This is a genomic window from Pseudomonas sp. P867 (assembly GCF_019891455.1).
Lineage (GTDB): Bacteria > Pseudomonadota > Gammaproteobacteria > Pseudomonadales > Pseudomonadaceae > Aquipseudomonas > Aquipseudomonas synxantha_A.
Map to the genome: position 1 here is coordinate 80,733 of NZ_JAFLXB010000019.1, position 18,026 is coordinate 98,758.

Genomic DNA, 18,026 nt, shown 5'->3' on the forward strand with positions numbered 1-18,026 from the left:
CGAAAACAAATCGTGTACCATTTTTATATTTATCTGGAACAATCCAATAGTTTTTTGAGAACATCTGGTTCTCCGCTGTGACCGTACGACCAAAGTGGGTCGCTAAACGACGTATTTAGTCTAATTTTCACAACCGCAAGTCATCATGTAGTATGCCCAACCGTGCACTACATAATGAAAATCTGAAAAAGCGCATAAGCTCCGCAGAGTGAGGCAAGCAATGACTGAACACGTTCAAGTCGGTGGCCTGCAGGTCGCCAAAGTCCTGTTCGACTTCGTGAACAACGAAGCCATTCCCGGTACCGGCATTACTGCCGACCAGTTCTGGGCCGGTGCCGACAAGGTCATCCACGACCTGGCACCGAAGAACAAAGCCCTACTCGCCAAACGCGACGATTTCCAGGCGCGGATCGATACCTGGCACCAGACTCACGCCGGCCAGGCCCACGACCCGGTGGCCTACAAAGCCTTCCTGCAAGACATCGGATACCTGCTGCCAGAAGCCGCAGACTTTGAGGCCTCGACGCAAAACGTCGACGACGAAATCGCGCGCATGGCCGGCCCGCAACTGGTGGTGCCGGTGATGAATGCGCGCTTCGCCCTCAACGCCTCGAATGCGCGCTGGGGCTCGCTGTATGACGCGTTGTACGGCACCGACGCCATAAGCGAAGCCAACGGCGCCGAAAAGGGCAAGGGCTACAACAAGGTGCGTGGCGACAAGGTCATCGCCTTCGCCCGCGCCTTCCTCGACGAAGCCGCACCGCTGAGCGCGGGCAGCCACGTCGATTCCACCGGCTACAAGATCGTCGACGGCAAGCTGATCGTGAGCCTCAAAGGCGGCAGCAACAGCGGCCTGCGTGACGATGCCCAGTTGATCGGTTTCCAGGGCCCCGCGGCCGAGCCGATTGCGCTCCTGTTCAAACACAACGGCCTGCACTTCGAGTTGCAGATCGACGCCAGCACTCCGGTCGGCCAGACCGATGCCGCCGGCGTCAAAGACGTGCTGATGGAAGCCGCGCTGACCACCATCATGGACTGCGAAGACTCCGTTGCCGCCGTGGATGCCGATGACAAGGTGGTGATCTACCGCAACTGGCTCGGGCTGATGAAGGGCGACCTGGCCGAAGAAGTGGCCAAGGGCGGCAAGACCTTTACTCGTACCATGAACCCTGATCGCGCCTACACCGGCATCGACGGTAACGACGTGACCCTGCACGGCCGTTCGCTGTTGTTCGTGCGCAACGTTGGCCACCTGATGACCATCGATGCGATCCTCGATAAAGACGGCAACGAAGTGCCCGAAGGCATCCTCGACGGCCTGATCACCAGCCTGGCGGCGATCCACAGCCTCAATGGCAACAACACGCGCAAGAACAGCCGCACAGGTTCGGTGTACATCGTCAAACCGAAGATGCACGGCCCGGAAGAAGCCGCGTTCACCAACGAGCTGTTCGGTCGCATCGAAGAGGTGCTGAACCTGGCGCGTAATACGCTCAAAGTCGGGATCATGGACGAGGAGCGCCGTACCACGGTCAACCTCAAGGCCTGCATCAAGGCCGCCAGCGAGCGCGTGGTGTTTATCAACACCGGCTTCCTCGACCGTACCGGCGACGAAATCCACACGTCAATGGAAGCCGGCGCGATGGTGCGCAAGGCCGCCATGAAGGCGGAAAAATGGATCGGCGCCTACGAAAACTGGAACGTCGATATCGGCTTGAGCACCGGCCTGCAAGGCCGTGCACAAATCGGTAAAGGCATGTGGGCCATGCCCGACCTGATGGCGGCGATGCTTGAGCAGAAAATCGCCCATCCATTGGCCGGTGCCAACACCGCCTGGGTACCGTCGCCGACCGCTGCGGCGCTACACGCGTTGCACTATCACAAGGTCGACGTATTTGCCCGCCAGGCCGAACTGGCCAAGCGCGAACGCGCCTCGGTGGACGATATCCTCACCATTCCTCTGGCCAGCAACACCGATTGGTCGGACGAAGAGATCCGCAATGAACTGGACAACAACGCCCAGGGCATCCTTGGCTATGTGGTCCGTTGGATTGACCAGGGCGTTGGCTGTTCGAAAGTACCGGACATCAACGATGTGGGCCTGATGGAAGACCGTGCCACCCTGCGTATCTCCAGCCAGCACATTGCCAACTGGCTGCGCCACGGCGTCGTCAACCAAGACCAAGTGATGGAAAGCCTCAAGCGCATGGCGCCGGTGGTGGACCGTCAGAATGCCGGGGACGCGTTGTATCGTCCGTTGGCGCCGGATTTCGACAGCAATATCGCGTTCCAGGCAGCGGTGGAGTTGGTGATTGAAGGGACCAAGCAGCCCAATGGGTATACCGAGCCGGTGTTGCACCGCAGGCGTCGGGAGTTCAAGGCTAAAAACGGCCTGTAAATGAAAAAGCCCTGATCGAGAGATCAGGGCTTTTTAGTTGGGTTGAGGATGACTGAACTGGCGCAATCGGGAGCAAGCCCCCTCCCACATTCTAAAAGTGTTCGCAGTTCAAAATGTGGGAGGGGCTTGCTCCCGATGAGGCCATCACAGCATCACAAAAATCAGGAAGCCATCCCCAACTCCCGCTTCACCAACTTCGCCAACTTCACGCTATCTATCGGCTTGAGCAAGAAATCCACCACACTCAAGTGCATCGCATCGATCACATCCGGCGCTTCGGCGTCACCCGACATGATGATGATCGGCAGCGCCGCCCGGGTCGACTCACGCACCTGACGGATCAACTCCAGGCCGTTGCTGGGCTGCATGCGCAGGTCGGTGATCAGCAAACCGATAGAGCCGCTCGATTTCAACAAATCCCATGCCGCCTCACCACTGTCGGCGGTCAAGCAACGAATACCGTCCAGCCCCAGGATTTCCGCCAACAGTTCACGCGCATCCTTGTCGTCGTCCACGATCAATACGCGTTGGGGCGGTAAATCAGGCTCGAGCATCACGGCGCTCAGCGCCTCGCGCTCGGCATCACTCAAAATATCGTGGTCGGACATACGTTTCTCAGCAGTTCTAAATCAATCTCCCAGCACTCGTCAGACATCTGTGCAAGGTCGAACAATGTGCACTTCGTCGGAAAGTTTGCCTAGTGGGCGTTCTACGGGGTTTGGACGATAGTCATGTAAGGTTTTTCCCTAGTTTTGCAGCGTTTTCACCGACCTAGACTTACGTCCAATGGGCACCCGCGGTGCAGGAGTCGACCATGCAGCACGATAACGACAAAAAAACTGCGGTCACTGTTATGAGTAAAGCTGATGCATTCGAACAGGCGGGTAAAACTGCTGTGTTGCAGAACATCCACGGCACCTTGCAATTGCTGCAACGCTTCCCGCCGTTCAACCAGATGGAACCGGCGCACCTGGCCTTTCTGGTGGAACAGTGCCAACTGCGCTTCTATGGCCAGGGCGACAGCATCCTCAAACCGTCGGGCGGGCCGGTCGAGCATTTCTATATCGTCAAACAGGGCCGGGTGATTGGCGAGCGGCCAGACTCGCCAGATCCCACCTTCGAAATCACTACCGGCGAGTGCTTCCCCCTCGCCGCATTGCTGGGTGAACGTGCGACCCGCACCGAACATAAAGCCGCGCAAGACACCTTCTGCCTGCAACTGAACAAGCCGGCGTTTATCAAGCTGTTTGCCCTTTCCAGCCCGTTTCGTGATTTTGCCTTGCGTGGTGTCAGTAGCCTGCTCGACCAAGTCAACCAGCAAGTGCAGCAAAAAGCCGTGGAAACCCTCGGTACCCAATACTCCCTGAATACCCGCCTGGGCGAATTGGCCATGCGCCACCCGGTGACGTGCAGCCCGCACACGCCGTTGCGCGAAGCGGTCACGTTGATGCACGAGCAACAGGTCGGCAGCATTGTGATCGTGGACGAACACAAGGCGCCCCTGGGCATCTTTACCTTGCGTGACCTGCGCCAGGTGGTGGCCGACGGCACCAGCGATTTCAGCCAGGGCATTGACGGCCATATGACCCAGGCGCCGTTCTTCCTGAGCCCGGACCACAGTGCGTTCGACGCCGCTATCGCCATGACCGAACGACATATCGCCCATGTGTGCCTGGTCAAAGACCAGCGCCTGTGCGGCGTGGTGTCCGAGCGTGACTTGTTCTCTTTGCAACGCGTGGACCTGGTGCACCTGGCCCGCACTATCCGCAACGCGCCCCGGGTCGACAACCTGGTGGCAATCCGCGGTGAAATCGGCCAATTGGTGGAACGTATGCTTGCTCATGGCGCGTCTTCCACCCAGATCACCCACATCATTACACTGCTCAACGACCACACCGTCTGCCGGGTGATCGAGCTGACCCTGGCGGAAAAAGGCGACCCCGGCGTGCCATTCAGTTGGCTGTGTTTCGGCAGCGAAGGCCGCCGCGAGCAAACGCTGTACACCGACCAGGACAACGGCATTCTGTTCGAGGCCAAGGACGCCGTCGAAGCTGCCCAGATCCGTGAGCGGCTGCTTCCCCTGGCACAGCACATCAATCAAAGCCTGGCGCTGTGCGGCTTCAGCCTGTGCAAAGGCAATATCATGGCCGGCAACCCCGAGCTGTGCTTGTCCCGGGTGGAGTGGGCGCGGCGCTTCGGCGCGTTTATTCGCGAGGCGACGCCGGAGAACCTGCTTAGCTCGAGCATCTATTTTGATTTGCGTGCAGTGTGGGGCGACGAGCGTGGTTGCGAGCAACTGCGTCAGGGCATTCTCGATCAGGTCGCGGACAACCGTTTGTTCCAGCGCATGTTGGCCGAAAACGCATTACGCCAGCGCCCGCCGGTGGGACGCTTTCGCGAGTTCGTGCTGACCCGCAAGGGCGGCGAAAAGGCCACCCTGGATCTCAAGGTGCAGGGCTTGACCCCCTTTGTCGACGGCGCACGCCTGCTCGCCCTGGCCAATGGTATCCACGTCAACAACACACTGGAGCGCCTGCGTCAGTTGGTCGACAAGCAAGTGATCGAGCCCCTGGATGGCGCGGCCTACGAAGAGGCCTACCACTTCATTCAGCAAACCCGTATGCAGCAGCACCAATTGCAGACCCGCGAGAACCAGCCCTACTCCAACCGCGTCGACCCCGACAGCCTCAACCACCTCGACCGACGCATCCTGCGTGAATCCCTGCGCCAGGCCCAGCGCCTGCAAAGCAGCCTGACCTTGCGGTATCAACTGTGAGTTGGTTCGGCTGGTTTCATAAGCAAAAACCGGGGCTGAATGCCGCGCAACAACAGCGCCTGGAACAACTGCCCAAGCCTTGCGCATTGGGCGATGGTTCGTTGCGCAACCAACGCTGGGTCGTGGTGGATCTGGAAACCAGCGGCCTGAACCTGAACCGTGACCAGGTGCTGTCCATCGGCGCCGTGGTGATCGAGGACGGTGCGGTGGATTTTTCGCAACTGTTCGAACGCACCCTGCAACGCACCGACACCAAGCTCAGCCCCAGCGTATTGATTCATGGTCTCGGCCCCAGTGCGATTGCCGCCGGCAGCGACCCGGCCGAGGCACTGCTGGATTTCATGGCATTCGTGGGCGACAGCCCGTTGCTGGCCTTCCATGCACCGTTCGATCAACACATGCTGGGCCGGGCGCTCAAGGACAGCCTGGGTTATCGCCTGGCCCACCCGTTTCTCGACGTGGCCGACCTGGCGCCGCTCTTGTGCCCCGACGCCACGCTGCGCGAGGCCGGGTTGGACGACTGGGTCAATCATTTCCAACTGCAGGTCGGCGAGCGTCATCACGCCAGCGCCGATGCACTGGTCACGGCGGAGCTGATGCTGATCCTGTTCAGCCGTGCACGGCAGCAGCAGATCGACACGCCCCACGCGCTGCAAGAGCGTTTGGCCCAGTGGAAACGGCGCCAACAAGCGCCATCGTTTTAGTGTCACCTCCCGACAGACGCTAATTGCGCCCATCCCACGCCCCTGACACAATCGCGAATAATTCTCGTTAGTTTAAACCTACTATTTATTCGGTGATGCCTTGTCGTCGGTTCAGACCCCACACAGTGAGCTTGTTGGCGCGTTGTATCGCGACCATCGTGGCTGGCTGTTGGCCTGGCTACGCCGCAATGTAGCCTGCCCGAGCCGCGCCGAAGACCTGAGCCAGGACACCTTCATGCGCCTGCTGGGCCGCGACGGCTTGCGCGAGCCCCGTGAGCCCCGGGCGTTCCTGGTGGCCATCGCCAAGGGCCTGCTGTTCGACTACTTCCGTCGAGCCGCTCTGGAACAGGCGTATCTCACCGAATTGATGCTGATCCCCGAAAGCGAACACCCATCGCCCGAAGAACAGCAACTGATCCTTGAAGACCTCAAGGCCATCGACCGCCTGCTCGGCAAGCTGTCGAGCAAGGCCCGCGCCGCGTTCCTCTATAACCGCCTCGACGGCCTGGGCCACGCAGAAATCGCCCAGCGCCTCGGTGTGTCGGTGCCCCGTGTGCGCCAGTACCTGGCCCAAGGTATACGTCAGTGCTACATCGCGCTGTATGGCGAGCCCTCGTGACAGCCATTGGCTCCAAACCGGTTTCGGCACGGGTGCTGGATGCCGCGATTGCCTGGCAACTGTCTCTGGACTCGGGCGACGGCAGCGCGGTGGAACAGCAAGAGTTCACCAAATGGCTGGCCAGCGATGAGGAACATGCCCGCGCCTGGCGCCAACTGGGCATGCTCGATCAGCGCTTCAGCGTGGCCGCCGGCCCGGCCCGGGCGGCGTTGCTGCAATCGCGCCACGGCATTCGCCAGCGCGTACGCAAGTTGGGCCGTGGCCTGGCGAGTATCGTACTGGTGTGTGGCCTGGGCTTGTTTGCCGGCGAGCGTTACGTGCCGATCCACTACTGGCTGGCCGACCAGCGCACCGCCACCGGCGAGCAACGCACACTGAAACTGGACGATGGCACTTCCATCAACCTCAATACCCATAGCGCCATAGATGTGCGCTTCGACGAAAAGCGCCGATTGATTGTGTTGCAGGAGGGCGAAATCCTCGTCGAAACCGGCCACGACGATTCACGCCCGTTCTATGTGCAAACCCGCGACGGCAGCCTGCGAGCGCTGGGTACCCGGTTTATCGTCAAGCGCGAAGACGACGCTACGCGCTTGAGCGTGTTGCAGTCCGCCGTAGCCGCCCAGCCTGAAGCGCTGCATCAGGAGCACGTTTTCAAAGCAGGCCAGCAAGTGTTGATGCGCAGCGATGGCCTTGGCCCGCTGCTGGCCGTGACACCCGCCACCGACGCCTGGACCCGCGGCATGTTGGTGGTCGACAACGCCCGCCTGGGCGATGTGATCGAAGAACTGGGCCGCTACCGCACCGGGCACTTGGGCGTGGATGACAACGTGGCCGACCTGCGCATCACCGGCAGCTTCCCCCTGCACGACACCACGCTGGCGTTGAATGCGCTGTTGCCGACCTTGCCGGTGCAGATCAAGCAGCACACGCCGTGGTGGGTGACTGTAGCTGCCAAGCCTTAGTTCTGTGGTGACCGGGCAATCGCCATCGGGAGCAAGCCCCCTCCCACATTGGAAGGTACTCACACATCAAAATGTGGGAGGGGGCTTGCTCCCGATGAGGCCCTGAAACACACCGCCAAAAAAATAGTTTCACCCAGCCCTATCACTTTCCGATTCTCGCTCGGCACCTAGGCAATTGAGAAATATTTCCATTCAGGAGCCGCCCTTATGTCCCGCACGCTAGACACCTTGTTGCGTCCCAGTCTGTTAGCCCTGGCCATCGCCCTCAGCGCCCCGCTGGCGAGCACTTCGCTGATCGCTGCTGAACAAGCCTTGAGCGTGCGCGCCTATAACCTGCCGGCAGCCCCATTGGCCAGCACCCTGAACCAGATCGCCAGCCAGGCTGGCCTGGCGCTGACCCTCAACCCGACACTCGCCACCGGCAAGACCTCGGCCCCGGTCAAGGGCCAGTTCGATGCACAGAGCGCATTGCGTGAGGCCTTGCGCGGTACTGGCTTGCAGTTGGAACAAAGCAGTACGGGCACTTACACCTTGGTGCCGGTTCCGGAGGGCGTCGTCGCCTTGCCGACTACCAACATCACCGGCCAGGGTAGCTATGAAAGCGCTTGGGGGCCGGTGGAGGGGTATGTGGCAAAGCGCACCGCCGCCGGCACCAAAACCGATACCGCGCTGGTCGAGGCGCCACGCTCGATTTCGGTAGCCACCCGCGAGCAGATGCAAGACCGCAACGTGCAGAACCTCGACGATGCGGTCAAATACATGCCCGGTATCGTGTCCGCCAGCTACGGCAGCGACACCCGCTACGACTGGATGCGCGTACGCGGCTTCGAGCCGACGCAATTCCTCGATGGCCTGCCACTGCCACGCGGGGTGTATGCCAACCCGAAAGCCGAAACCTGGAACCTGGATCGCCTCGCTTTGCTGCGCGGTCCGGCCTCGTCTGTCTACGGCCAGACCCCACCGGGTGGCCTGTTGGACATGGTCAGCCGCCGCCCCAGCGCTGAATCGAGTCACGCCATCCAGGTGCAATACGGCAGTGACAACTACCGCCAGATCAATTTCGAAAGCACTGGCAAGATTGATAATGAAGGCCAGTTTCTCTACAGCGTTGGCGGCGTGGTGCGCGATGCCGGTACCCAGGTCGATCACATCGACAACAAACGCTACAACATCGCACCGAGCCTGACCTGGAATATCGACACCGATACCAAGCTGACCTTGCTGTCACAGTTCACCCGTGACGATACCGGGGCTACCAGCCAGTTCCTGCCGATAGTCGGCACCAAGATCAAGTCGCCGCTGGGTGACGTTTCGCATCATAAGAACCTGGGCGATCCGGACTACGAGTTCTACGACCGTACCTATTACGCACTCGGCTACGCATTCGAGCACCGTTTCAACGATACATGGCAGTTCAAACAGAACCTGCGTTACACCAAATCGGAACTGTCGTTTCAGCAATTGACCGTGGGGGCCTATGGCTGGGCGCCGGTCGACGCTGAGGGCAATATCGATCGATCGTCCACCAACGTGGACGAGAACATCGGACAATTGGCGGTCGATAACAACTTTCAGGCCGACTTCGCCACCGGTGACGTCACCCACACCCTTCTGCTCGGACTGGACCACCAGCGTACCGATACCTCGTACTTGTCGATTTACGGGCAGGCCGGAAGAGTCAACATCTTCAACCCGGTCAACACCACGCCGGTTGAACGCCCCGCACGCTCCGGCGCTTTCTACGACTACAACCAGAAAACCATCCAGACCGGTCTCTACGTGCAGGACCAAATGGCGCTGGACAACTGGCGCCTGACCCTGGGCGGCCGTGAAGACTGGGTGCACCAAGGTACAACTTACTTCAACAAAAACGACGCGACCAATACTGACCGCAGCAAGAATTTCAGCGGTAACGCGGCACTGAGCTATGTGTTCGACTCGGGCTTCGTACCGTACATTTCCTACGCCGAATCGTTCCAACCGGCGAGCAACGCCAGCGCTTCACCTACAGAGTCCTATAAACCCACCGAGGGCAAGCAGTGGGAATTGGGGATCAAGTACCAACCGCCGGGCTCGAACACGCTGCTCAGTGCAGCGGTGTATGACCTGACCCAGAAGAACGTTCTGGTCAGCAGCTTCCAGTCCGGTGGTGTATCTGTCACCGACCAGACCGGCGAAGTGAAAGTCAAAGGTCTGGAGCTGGAAGCCATCTCTGACGTCACCGAAAACCTCAAGGTAATCGCGGCGTATACCCTGGCTAAATCCGAAGTGCAAAAAGGCGATTTCAAAGGCAATCGCCTGCAATTGATGCCCAACCAACAAGCCTCCTTTTGGACCGACTACACCTGGCACACCGGCGCCCTCGACGGTTTCGGTATCGGCTTCGGCGCACGCTACACCGGCAATACCTATGGCGACCAAGCCAATACCTGGGCCGGCAAGGCCAATGCCTACACCGTGCTCGACGGCGCCGTGCACTACGACCTCGGTCGCCTCGACAACAGCCTTAAAGGCGCGTCGGTGAAAGTGAACGCGACCAACCTGTTCAACAAGGACTACATTTCCACCTGTGATGGCTCGTACTGCTACTTCGGCGACCAACGCAGCGTCGTCGCCAGCGCCACCTACCAGTGGTGATCAGCTTGAGTTAACAACCAGGCCGCCCCACAGGGCGGCTTGGGTGCATCTGAAGGCTCGAAAATGAAAAGCAAAACCATCCGCCGCTGGTCCTTCATCCACACCTGGACCAGCCTGATCTGCACCGTATTCCTGCTACTGCTCGCCCTCACCGGCTTGCCGTTGGTGTTCCACCACGAGATCGACCACCTGCTGGGTAGCGAGCCCGAGCTGGCACAGATGCCGGCCGATACGCCGCAGCTCAACCTTGAGCAGCTTGTGGCCAAAGCCCAGGCCCATCGACCCGGCGAGGCCATGCAGTACCTGGCGTGGGACGAAGACGACAAGAATGGTGTGATCGCGATCATGGCCGCTACGGCCGGCACCGAGCCGAACTCGTCGCACACCTTCATGCTCGACGCCCGCACTGGCGAAGCAGTGGAAACCCCGGCGGCCAATGGCGGGCTGACCCTGTTCCTGCTGCGTCTGCATGTGGACATGTTCGCCGGCCTGCCGGGCAAGTTACTGCTGGCGTTCATGGGCCTTCTGTTTGTGCTGGCGATTGTTTCGGGCACGGTGTTGTACCTGCCGTTCATGCGCCGCTTGAAGTTCGCCACCGTGCGTCAGGACAAGTCCACCCGCCTGCGCTGGCTCGACCTGCACAACCTGATCGGCGTGGTCACCCTGACGTGGGCGCTGGTGGTGGGCGTGACCGGCGTGATCAGCGCCTGCGCCGACCTGATCATCGCCGCCTGGCGCCAGGACAGCCTCAGCGCCATGATCGAACCCTACCAGAACGCCCCGCCGCTGACCCACCGCGCACCGGCCACCGAGCTGCTGAGCATTGCCGCCCAGGCAGCGCCGGGCATGGAGCCGGACTTTATCGCCTTCCCCGGCACACGCTTCTCCAGCGAGCATCACTATGCGGTGTTCATGAAAGGCAGCACGCACCTAACCTCCCATCTGCTCACGCCGGTGCTGATCGACGCCAGCACCCTGGCCGTCACCGCCATCGCCGAGCGCCCTTGGTACATGGAGGCCATGGGCATGTCCCAACCGCTGCACTTCGGTGATTACGGCGGGATGCCGATGAAGATCTTGTGGGCAGTGCTGGATGTGCTGACCATCGTCGTGCTGGTCAGCGGCATTTACTTGTGGATCGTGCGGCGCAAGGCGGCCAAGGTATGAAGCCTCGGCAGTCGAATTTCTGGAAAGTGTTTGGCATACCAATGGGGATTGGCCTGCTCAGTGCCGCCGGGTTGTTTGCGGCGTTGCTAGGGGATGGGGTGTGGGATTCTTTGAGTTGGGTGGGGTTGGGCGTACCTGCTGCCATTGGCGCTTGGGCGTTGGGCAAGCGGCGCGGCTGAGGGCGCTATCGGGGGCAAGCCCCCTCCCACATTTGATTTGTGAACGCCGTCCACTGTGGGAGGGGGCTTGCCCCCGATGAGGCCCTCAGGATCACAAAAATCCCCCTCGCCAGCCACTGCGCAAGCATCTACGCTAGCCCCAGTCCATTTCGAGGAATGCCCATGTCCGCCCCCAGCATGACCTTGTTCCACAACCCCGCTTCGCCGTTCGTACGCAAAGTCCGCGTGCTGCTGAGCGAGACCGGCCAGCAGGACCGTGTGGCCCTGCACGCTTGCCTGCCGACACCGGTCAACCCGGATGCCCAAGTGCTGCAAGGCAACCCCGTGGGCAAAATCCCGGCGCTGCGCCTGGCCGACGGTTCGGTCCTGCACGACAGCCGGGTGATCCTCGATTACTTCGACCACCAGCATGTCGGCAACCCGCTGATCCCTCGCGATGGCTCGGCGCGCTGGCGGCGCCTGACGTTGGCGTCGATGGCCGACGGCATCATGGATGCCGCCGTGCTGGTGCGTTACGAGACCGCCATGCGCCCGCTGGAAAAACACTGGGATCAATGGCTCGACGAACAGCGCAACAAGATTCGTCGCGCTCTCGCCGAGCTGGAGCAGGACGCCATCGCCGAACTGGCCAGCCATTTCGATATCGCTTCGATCAGCGTCGCCTGCGCCCTGGGCTACCTCGACTTTCGCCATCCGGATATGCAGTGGCGCTCGGACAACCCCAAGCTCGCCGCCTGGTACGCCGAGGTCAGCCAGCGGCCTTCGATGCAGCAGACCCAACCGCCCGCCTGACATGCATACCTACCCCCTGTGGGAGCGGGCTTGCCCGCGATTGCGGCGTGTCATTCAGTACATCTGCTTCTGAACCACCTCTATCGCGGGCAAGCCCGCTCCCACAGGGGACGGTGGTGGTATTGAGGAAGGTGGCGATCCTTAAGGCCAACTGCGCCCCCGCTTGCTGATCCTCCCGCAACCCAATCATTGCACTTGCTCCACCTTGCGCTTACCCACCCCATACCAATCCAGCTTGCGCGTCAGCACCATGACCGTGCCCAGCAGGCCAAACAGCAACAGCGAGCCCATCAACAGCGCGTAATCCTCGGCACTGAGCAACCCGAACAACAAGCCATACAACGCCGCCAACCCTGCCGAGAACCCCAGCCCATGGACGACGCTGCGCAGCACGTGGCACACGTAGAAACCGATCAACAGCACACAGGCACTGGCCGATATCAGGTACGCCAAGGCAAAGCCCACATGCTCGGACAGCGACAACAGCAACAGGTAGAAGAACGCCAGCGCCACACCCACCAGTGCATACTGAATCGGGTGCACCGCCAGGCTCTTGAGCACTTCGAACAGGAAGAAGCCAGCGAAGGTCAGGGCGATAAACAACAGCGCGTATTTGATCGCACGGTCGCTCTTGAGGTACTGGTCCACCGGGTCGATGAAGTTCACGCCAAAGCTGCGGTTGTTGAAGTCTTCGCAGCCCTGGCGGTCCAGGCAGCTTTGCAGCGCTTGTTCAAGGTTGGTGGAGAAGAATGAGGTCTGCCAACTGGCACTGAAGCCCTGGTCGTTGACTTCCCGTTTAGCCGGCAGGAAGTTGCCGATGAAACTCGGGTGCGGCCAGTTGGACGCCAGGGACACCTGGCTGGTCTTGCCCACCGGCACCACTTGCAGTTGTTCGGTGCCTTGCAGACGCAGGTCGAAGGCGAAATCCAGCACGGCAGGTTTCTTGCCGTCTTGCGTCGGCAACATCACATGCACGCCCTCGCCCAGCCAGTCCACCTGCGAGCCCGGCGAGAACTCCAGGCGCTGATCACCCAGCTCCAGCTTCAAAGCGTTTTCAATGCCGCGAATATCGCTGATGCCCACCGCCAGAAACGCAGGCTCAAAGCGGTAATCAGCAAAGTCTTCGGTGATTCCCAACTGCGCAGGCAATTCAAAACGCCCGCTGATACGGTTGTCGGCATGGAACAGCCGCGCCTGGTAAATACCCCGCGCACGCAGTTCGGTTTGCACCTTGCCGTCGAGCTCGAAATGCTCCGGCAGGAAATACAACCGGCCACGCTCTTCACGGGTTTCTTCGTAGCGTTTATTGAGCTTTTCATTGAGCTTCCATTCACGCACCGTCTTGCGAAACGGCACCACCATCACCGGCCCGGTGAGGCGCTGGGCGTAACTGGAGCTGCGGGCGATGTCCATCAATACGCCGTCGCGCAGTTGCTGGCGGTCGGTGATGATGCCGTTGATCATCAGCAACGGAATCAGCAACAGCAGAATCAGCAGCGCAATCGCGCCAAGTTTGAAAAGCAGGCTGCGGTTCATGGGTCTCTCCCTGTTTGAATGGGGGAGAGTCTGCCCAGCCGGTATGGGGGATTTATGTGGGCAATGTGGAGACTGTGTGGAGATGCAGCACCGCTTGCACGCCGCCTGGCACATTGCCGATCTGCAGCGAGCCGCCATGCAGCTTCATCACCTCCTCGACAAAGTTGAGCCCCAGGCCCGTGCTTTTACGCCCGCTGGCCGGACGTGGCAGCGAGTAGAACCGCTCGCTCAGGCGCGGCAGCGCGTAATCGGGAATCGCCGCGGCCTGGTTGAACAGACTGACCTGAACATCGTTATGCCGCACCTGGGCACTGAACCTCAGAGTGCCGCCGGGTGGGGTGAAATCCAGCGCATTGTCGAGGAGGTTGCCCAGGGCCTGACGCAGCAGGAAGGGTTCGCCAAACACCTTCACATCGGCGGCGATGACCTGCTCCACCTGCAAGCCGGCACCTTCGATTCGCGCACATTGGGCCTTGAGCACCTCATCGACCAACACCGCCAGCGGGATGTTCGATTGCTCTTCCAGCCCCTGACGTTGCTCAACCTGGGCCAGGTTCAACAGGCGTTCGATCAACTGTTGCAGGCGCGCGCTTTCGCTGTCGATATTGCCGACAAACCGCTGCTGCTGCTCACGGCTCATATCGCCCTGCAACAGCTCCGCCGCACCGCGAATCGCCGCCAACGGGCTTTTCAATTCATGGGTCAGCGTATGCACGTAGTGTTCTACATAAGCCTTGCCTTCCAACTGCGTGCGCATGTGTTCCACGGCGGTGGACAACTGCTTGAGCTCGCCGCCGCGATAATGCGGCAACTCGGCGCGGCGGCCCTCGCTCACGGCTTCGGCATAGGCAGTAAGGCGTCGAAGGGCAACGGTCAGCCACCACGACAATAGCGCCCCCAGCAGCAGGCCCAGAATGACCAGGCCCGCGCCGTACCACAGCAGGCGGCGCTCAGTGCGATCCACGTAGGGTTGCAACGAGCTGTTGGGCTTGGCCACGGTGACCACGCCGATGATCTGGCCGTTATCGCGAATCGGCGCCCCAACGTGCATCACGGATGACGCGGGATCGTCCACGTCGCTGCGGGTGGAGCGCGCACCGTATTCGCCGCGCAGGGTCAGGTACACGTCGTTCCACTTCGAATAGTCCTGACCCACCGCTTCACCGCTGGAGTCAAGCAGGACCCGGCCCTTGGCGTCGGTCACATAAATACGATGGTTGACCTGGTTTTTCGGCAGGCCCCAGATCACCGCACCCGGCTGGCGATTGCCGTAAGCCTTGAGCAGCGCTGGCCAATGACTCTGGCCCAGGGTGCCGTTCTTCACATCTTCGCGCAGGATTTCAGCCAGCAGGTTGGCGGTGTCTACCAATGTTTCTTCGGTAGACTGGCGCACGCCGGGGCGGATTTCTTTCATCACCGTGTTGAGTACGAAGTAGCCGGTCAGGCCGATAAACAGCGCATACACCAGGAAAATCCGCAGCCCCAGGCGCATCAGCTGTGGCTCGGGCTGTAGCTGTAGCCCAGGCCGCGATGGGTCTGGATCGGCTCGGCTTGCGCCGCCACGCTACGCAATTTGCTGCGCAGGCTTTTGATGTGGCTGTCGATATTGCGCTCGTAGCCGGCATCGGCGGGCACACCGACGGCGTCCAGCAGTTGCTCGCGGCTGAACACGCGCTCGGGTTGTTCCAACAGGCTTTGCAGCAGGCGGAACTCATGGCGCGTGAGGCTCAGGGGTTGCCCGCGATAGTGGATCTGCATGCGCTCCAGGTCCACCTGGAACAGCATCGGGGCCGCACCCGGGCCAATACGCTTGAGAATCGCCCGGACCCGCGCCGCTACTTCCCGAGGGCTGAAGGGCTTGACTACATAATCGTCGGCACCGATTTCCAGCCCCACCACCCGGTCGATCTCGGCATCCCGGGCACTGAGGAACATCACTGGCACTTCGCTGAACCGGCGCAGGTGCTTGCAGGTTTCAAAGCCAGTGATGTCCGGCAGGCCGATGTCGAGAATGATCAGGTCGGCCGGGCTCTGGCGCTGATGCTCCAGCGCCGCCTGGCCGAGGGTCAGCCAGGTAGTGGTGAAACCCTCGCCTTGCAGGGCAAAGATCAGCGTGTCGGCTATCGCCGATTCGTCTTCGACAATCAGGATGTGCGGCATGGGTTCAATCAGCAGTCCGGTTTGTCGGCAGTGTAGCGACGTGCCGGGTTCACCGCCGCGCCAAATTCACGCAGGGCCTTGGCGCCGATCAACAGCGGGTAGTTGAAGCTGCTGCGGTCGGTGAGGTTAACCTCGACGGTGCGCTTGACGTCGCCCAGGCACATCTCCAGATCGATCACCGGACGCTTGGCCACGCTGGCTTCGTCCTTGTCATCGTCTTCGTCGGCACGGCTCTTGATCTTGCTGATGCGCGACACCTTGTGCTCGTAGACCTTGTTGCCGGCGTCCTTGCCGCCGAGGCGGAAGCGCACCCAATCATCGCCGTCGCGGGTGAAGGTCTCGATGTCCCGGGCCGACAGCGAGGCGGTCAGCGCGCCGGTATCCATCTTGGCCTTGAAGGTTTCGCCGATCTCCGGCAACTGGATGTATTCGTAGCGACCATAAAGGGTCGGTTCGGCAGCCATGACAGGCAGGGCCAGCAGAGCGAGGGAGGCAAATAACAGTTTCACGAAGTGAGTTCCTCGGAAAGAAGTAGGCGGATTCTAGACCGCAAACGCGGCACTTAGTTAGTGACTGCCACCCTACACGGCACATTGTGAAACATTCGTCCGCTGATTTGCGATTTGGCCTCTAGACTCACCTTGCTTATCATGGCCCACCCACAAGATTCCAAGAGTTATTTATGCGCCGCCTGCTCACCGGCTGTTTGGTCACACTGCTGCTGTTACTCAACACGCTGATCCTGATCGGCCCCTTGATGGTGTTTGCCCTGCTCAAGCTGGTGGCGCCGGGCCGCTCGCGTGACTATGCGTCCTGGGCGGTGATGTGGATCGCCGAGACCTGGGCCGAGATCGACAAGTTGATTTTCTCGCTGTGCATTCCAACCCAATGGGATATCCGCGGCGGTGAGAACCTGCGCAGTGACACCTCCTACCTGGTCATCAGCAACCACCAATCCTGGGTCGATATTCCGGCGCTGATCCAGGCGCTGAACCGGCGCACGCCGTTCTTCAAATTCTTCCTGAAAAAAGAGCTGATCTGGGTGCCCTTCCTCGGCCTGGCCTGGTGGGCGCTGGATTACCCGTTCATGAAGCGCTACACCAAAGCATTTCTGGCCAAGCATCCTGAACTGGCAGGGCAGGATCTGAAAATCACCAAGGAGGCCTGCGAGCTATTCAAGCGCCAGCCGGTGACGGTGGTCAATTACCTGGAAGGCACGCGGTTCAGCGAGGCCAAGCGCGCGCAACAGGATTCACCCTTTACCCGGCTACTCAAGCCCAAGGCAGGCGGCGTCGCGTTTGTACTGGCGGCGATGGGTGAACAGCTGGACGCGGTACTCGACGTCACCGTGGTCTACCCGCAACACAAGATCCCGGGGTTCTGGGACTTGATCAGTGGCGCGGTGCCGAAGGTGATCGTGGATATCCGCACCCGCGAGCTGGACCCGGCGTTGTGGCAAGGGGATTACGAGAATGATCCGGCGTTTCGCCAGACCGTCCAGAACTGGGTCAACCAGCTCTGGGCGGAAAAGGACCGTCGAATCCATGAACTGCTGGAAAACGACGGCATGCAATGCGAAAGCCAACGATGATGGAACCTTCCAAGGTCATACACGAGACCTTGAAAGGTAATCCATAGTGGTGTCTTGCTTCCTACAGCTCACTACTGTTTCGAAGCTACCGCTCAAGCCAGCTCATTTATGCTGTTGCGCAGAGCATCTCGTACCTGCGTAGGGTTGGTCCTGTCAAAAAGGGAATCCAAAGCCGCGCGCATCTTTGCTGATGCTTGCGAGATATCGCCTCCAGCGGCCTGGGCGCCCAACACCTCAACGAGATTGGAAATCACTGCGTCAGCGGAAGCCTGCACAGACGAGGGCACATTTGCCAAATCGCTGCGCGGCACTCCGGATGCATCAACCTCTTTTGGTTGGCCGTCCTCACCCTTCACAAGGTGCACACCGCCTTCAGGCAACGGTTTGCCTGCCGGCCACTCTTTAGCAGCAGTGACTGCTTCTGGTTGACCGTCCGCACCCTTCACAAGGTGCACGCCGCCTTCAGGCAACGGTTTGTCTACCGGCCACTCTTTAGCAGCAG

At 60.5% G+C, this 18,026-nt stretch carries 16 protein-coding genes; 10 read left to right on the forward strand and 6 right to left on the reverse strand.

Annotated features, from left to right (window positions below; translation table 11 throughout):
- Positions 1-220 precede the first annotated feature (220 nt).
- The gene (locus J1G33_RS25970) at positions 221-2,398 is read left to right on the forward strand and encodes a malate synthase G (RefSeq protein ID WP_216090397.1); all 2,178 of its coding nucleotides are present in this window, start codon (positions 221-223) and stop codon (positions 2,396-2,398) included.
- A 161-nt stretch (positions 2,399-2,559) separates the two neighbouring features.
- On the opposite strand, the gene J1G33_RS25975 is transcribed toward J1G33_RS25970, so the two are convergent.
- A complete protein-coding gene (locus J1G33_RS25975; protein ID WP_032879104.1) occupies positions 2,560-3,006 on the reverse strand; it encodes a response regulator in 447 nt (148 codons plus the stop codon).
- Positions 3,007-3,251: 245 nt separating this feature from the next.
- Between J1G33_RS25975 and J1G33_RS25980 the strand changes: the two genes are divergently transcribed.
- From J1G33_RS25980 to J1G33_RS26015, 8 genes are all read left to right on the forward strand, one after another.
- The gene (locus J1G33_RS25980; RefSeq protein WP_148854092.1) at positions 3,252-5,174 is read left to right on the forward strand and encodes a putative nucleotidyltransferase substrate binding domain-containing protein; all 1,923 of its coding nucleotides are present in this window, start codon (positions 3,252-3,254) and stop codon (positions 5,172-5,174) included.
- Positions 5,171-5,878, forward strand: coding sequence for a 3'-5' exonuclease (locus J1G33_RS25985; RefSeq protein WP_223019031.1), 708 nt, complete (start codon positions 5,171-5,173; stop codon positions 5,876-5,878). The genes J1G33_RS25980 and J1G33_RS25985 overlap by 4 nt, the downstream gene beginning before the upstream one ends.
- Positions 5,879-5,978: 100 nt before the next feature.
- On the forward strand, positions 5,979-6,497 hold the full coding sequence (locus tag J1G33_RS25990) for an RNA polymerase sigma factor (protein ID WP_223019032.1): 519 nt from the start codon (positions 5,979-5,981) through the stop codon (positions 6,495-6,497).
- Positions 6,494-7,462, forward strand: coding sequence for a FecR family protein (locus J1G33_RS25995; protein ID WP_223019033.1), 969 nt, complete (start codon positions 6,494-6,496; stop codon positions 7,460-7,462). The genes J1G33_RS25990 and J1G33_RS25995 overlap by 4 nt, the downstream gene beginning before the upstream one ends.
- A 207-nt stretch (positions 7,463-7,669) precedes the next feature.
- A complete protein-coding gene (locus tag J1G33_RS26000; protein ID WP_223019034.1) occupies positions 7,670-10,099 on the forward strand; it encodes a TonB-dependent siderophore receptor in 2,430 nt (809 codons plus the stop codon).
- Between the two features lie 63 nt (positions 10,100-10,162).
- Positions 10,163-11,266 (forward strand): PepSY-associated TM helix domain-containing protein, encoded by a 1,104-nt coding sequence (locus J1G33_RS26005; protein ID WP_223019035.1) that lies wholly within the window; start codon positions 10,163-10,165, stop codon positions 11,264-11,266.
- The gene (locus J1G33_RS26010) at positions 11,263-11,445 is read left to right on the forward strand and encodes a hypothetical protein (protein WP_078822500.1); all 183 of its coding nucleotides are present in this window, start codon (positions 11,263-11,265) and stop codon (positions 11,443-11,445) included. Before J1G33_RS26005 ends, J1G33_RS26010 begins: the two co-directional genes overlap by 4 nt.
- 162 nt (positions 11,446-11,607) lie before the next feature.
- Positions 11,608-12,237: a glutathione S-transferase family protein gene (locus J1G33_RS26015; RefSeq protein WP_032879098.1), complete on the forward strand. Its 630-nt coding sequence runs from the start codon at positions 11,608-11,610 to the stop codon at positions 12,235-12,237.
- Between the two features lie 186 nt (positions 12,238-12,423).
- Here J1G33_RS26015 and creD read toward each other — a convergent pair whose 3' ends face one another.
- The 4 genes from creD to J1G33_RS26035 are packed head-to-tail and all read right to left on the reverse strand — an operon-like array spanning position 12,424 to position 16,442.
- On the reverse strand, positions 12,424-13,773 hold the full coding sequence (creD, locus tag J1G33_RS26020) for a cell envelope integrity protein CreD (RefSeq protein WP_223019036.1): 1,350 nt from the start codon (positions 13,771-13,773) through the stop codon (positions 12,424-12,426).
- Between the two features lie 52 nt (positions 13,774-13,825).
- Positions 13,826-15,265 (reverse strand): two-component system sensor histidine kinase CreC, encoded by a 1,440-nt coding sequence (creC, locus tag J1G33_RS26025; protein ID WP_032879096.1) that lies wholly within the window; start codon positions 15,263-15,265, stop codon positions 13,826-13,828.
- Positions 15,265-15,933 carry a two-component system response regulator CreB gene (gene creB, locus J1G33_RS26030; RefSeq protein ID WP_223019037.1) on the reverse strand — a complete coding sequence of 223 codons (669 nt, stop codon included), beginning with the start codon at positions 15,931-15,933 and terminating at the stop codon, positions 15,265-15,267. Before creB ends, creC begins: the two co-directional genes overlap by 1 nt.
- 8 nt (positions 15,934-15,941) lie before the next feature.
- On the reverse strand, positions 15,942-16,442 hold the full coding sequence (locus J1G33_RS26035) for an ATP-dependent zinc protease (RefSeq protein WP_005792112.1): 501 nt from the start codon (positions 16,440-16,442) through the stop codon (positions 15,942-15,944).
- Positions 16,443-16,615: 173 nt separating this feature from the next.
- Between J1G33_RS26035 and J1G33_RS26040 the strand changes: the two genes are divergently transcribed.
- Positions 16,616-17,524, forward strand: coding sequence for an acyltransferase (locus tag J1G33_RS26040; RefSeq protein ID WP_032879094.1), 909 nt, complete (start codon positions 16,616-16,618; stop codon positions 17,522-17,524).
- A 92-nt stretch (positions 17,525-17,616) separates the two neighbouring features.
- Here the strand turns inward: J1G33_RS26040 and J1G33_RS26045 are convergent.
- On the reverse strand, positions 17,617-18,026 hold a 410-nt coding region (locus J1G33_RS26045), incomplete at its 5' end, for a hypothetical protein (protein ID WP_223019038.1).

Excerpts from the sequence above, each read along its gene's own strand:
- J1G33_RS25970 (WP_216090397.1), top strand. The coding sequence starts at position 221 with ATGACTGAACACGTTCAAGTCGGTGGCCTGCAGGTCGCCAAAGTCCTG.
- J1G33_RS25975 (WP_032879104.1), bottom strand. The coding sequence starts at position 3,006 with ATGTCCGACCACGATATTTTGAGTGATGCCGAGCGCGAGGCGCTGAGC.
- J1G33_RS25980 (WP_148854092.1), top strand. The coding sequence starts at position 3,252 with ATGAGTAAAGCTGATGCATTCGAACAGGCGGGTAAAACTGCTGTGTTG.
- J1G33_RS26000 (WP_223019034.1), top strand. The coding sequence starts at position 7,670 with ATGTCCCGCACGCTAGACACCTTGTTGCGTCCCAGTCTGTTAGCCCTG.
- J1G33_RS26005 (WP_223019035.1), top strand. The coding sequence starts at position 10,163 with ATGAAAAGCAAAACCATCCGCCGCTGGTCCTTCATCCACACCTGGACC.
- J1G33_RS26010 (WP_078822500.1), top strand. The coding sequence starts at position 11,263 with ATGAAGCCTCGGCAGTCGAATTTCTGGAAAGTGTTTGGCATACCAATG.
- J1G33_RS26015 (WP_032879098.1), top strand. The coding sequence starts at position 11,608 with ATGTCCGCCCCCAGCATGACCTTGTTCCACAACCCCGCTTCGCCGTTC.
- creD (WP_223019036.1), bottom strand. The coding sequence starts at position 13,773 with ATGAACCGCAGCCTGCTTTTCAAACTTGGCGCGATTGCGCTGCTGATT.
- creC (WP_032879096.1), bottom strand. The coding sequence starts at position 15,265 with ATGCGCCTGGGGCTGCGGATTTTCCTGGTGTATGCGCTGTTTATCGGC.
- creB (WP_223019037.1), bottom strand. The coding sequence starts at position 15,933 with ATGCCGCACATCCTGATTGTCGAAGACGAATCGGCGATAGCCGACACG.
- J1G33_RS26040 (WP_032879094.1), top strand. The coding sequence starts at position 16,616 with ATGCGCCGCCTGCTCACCGGCTGTTTGGTCACACTGCTGCTGTTACTC.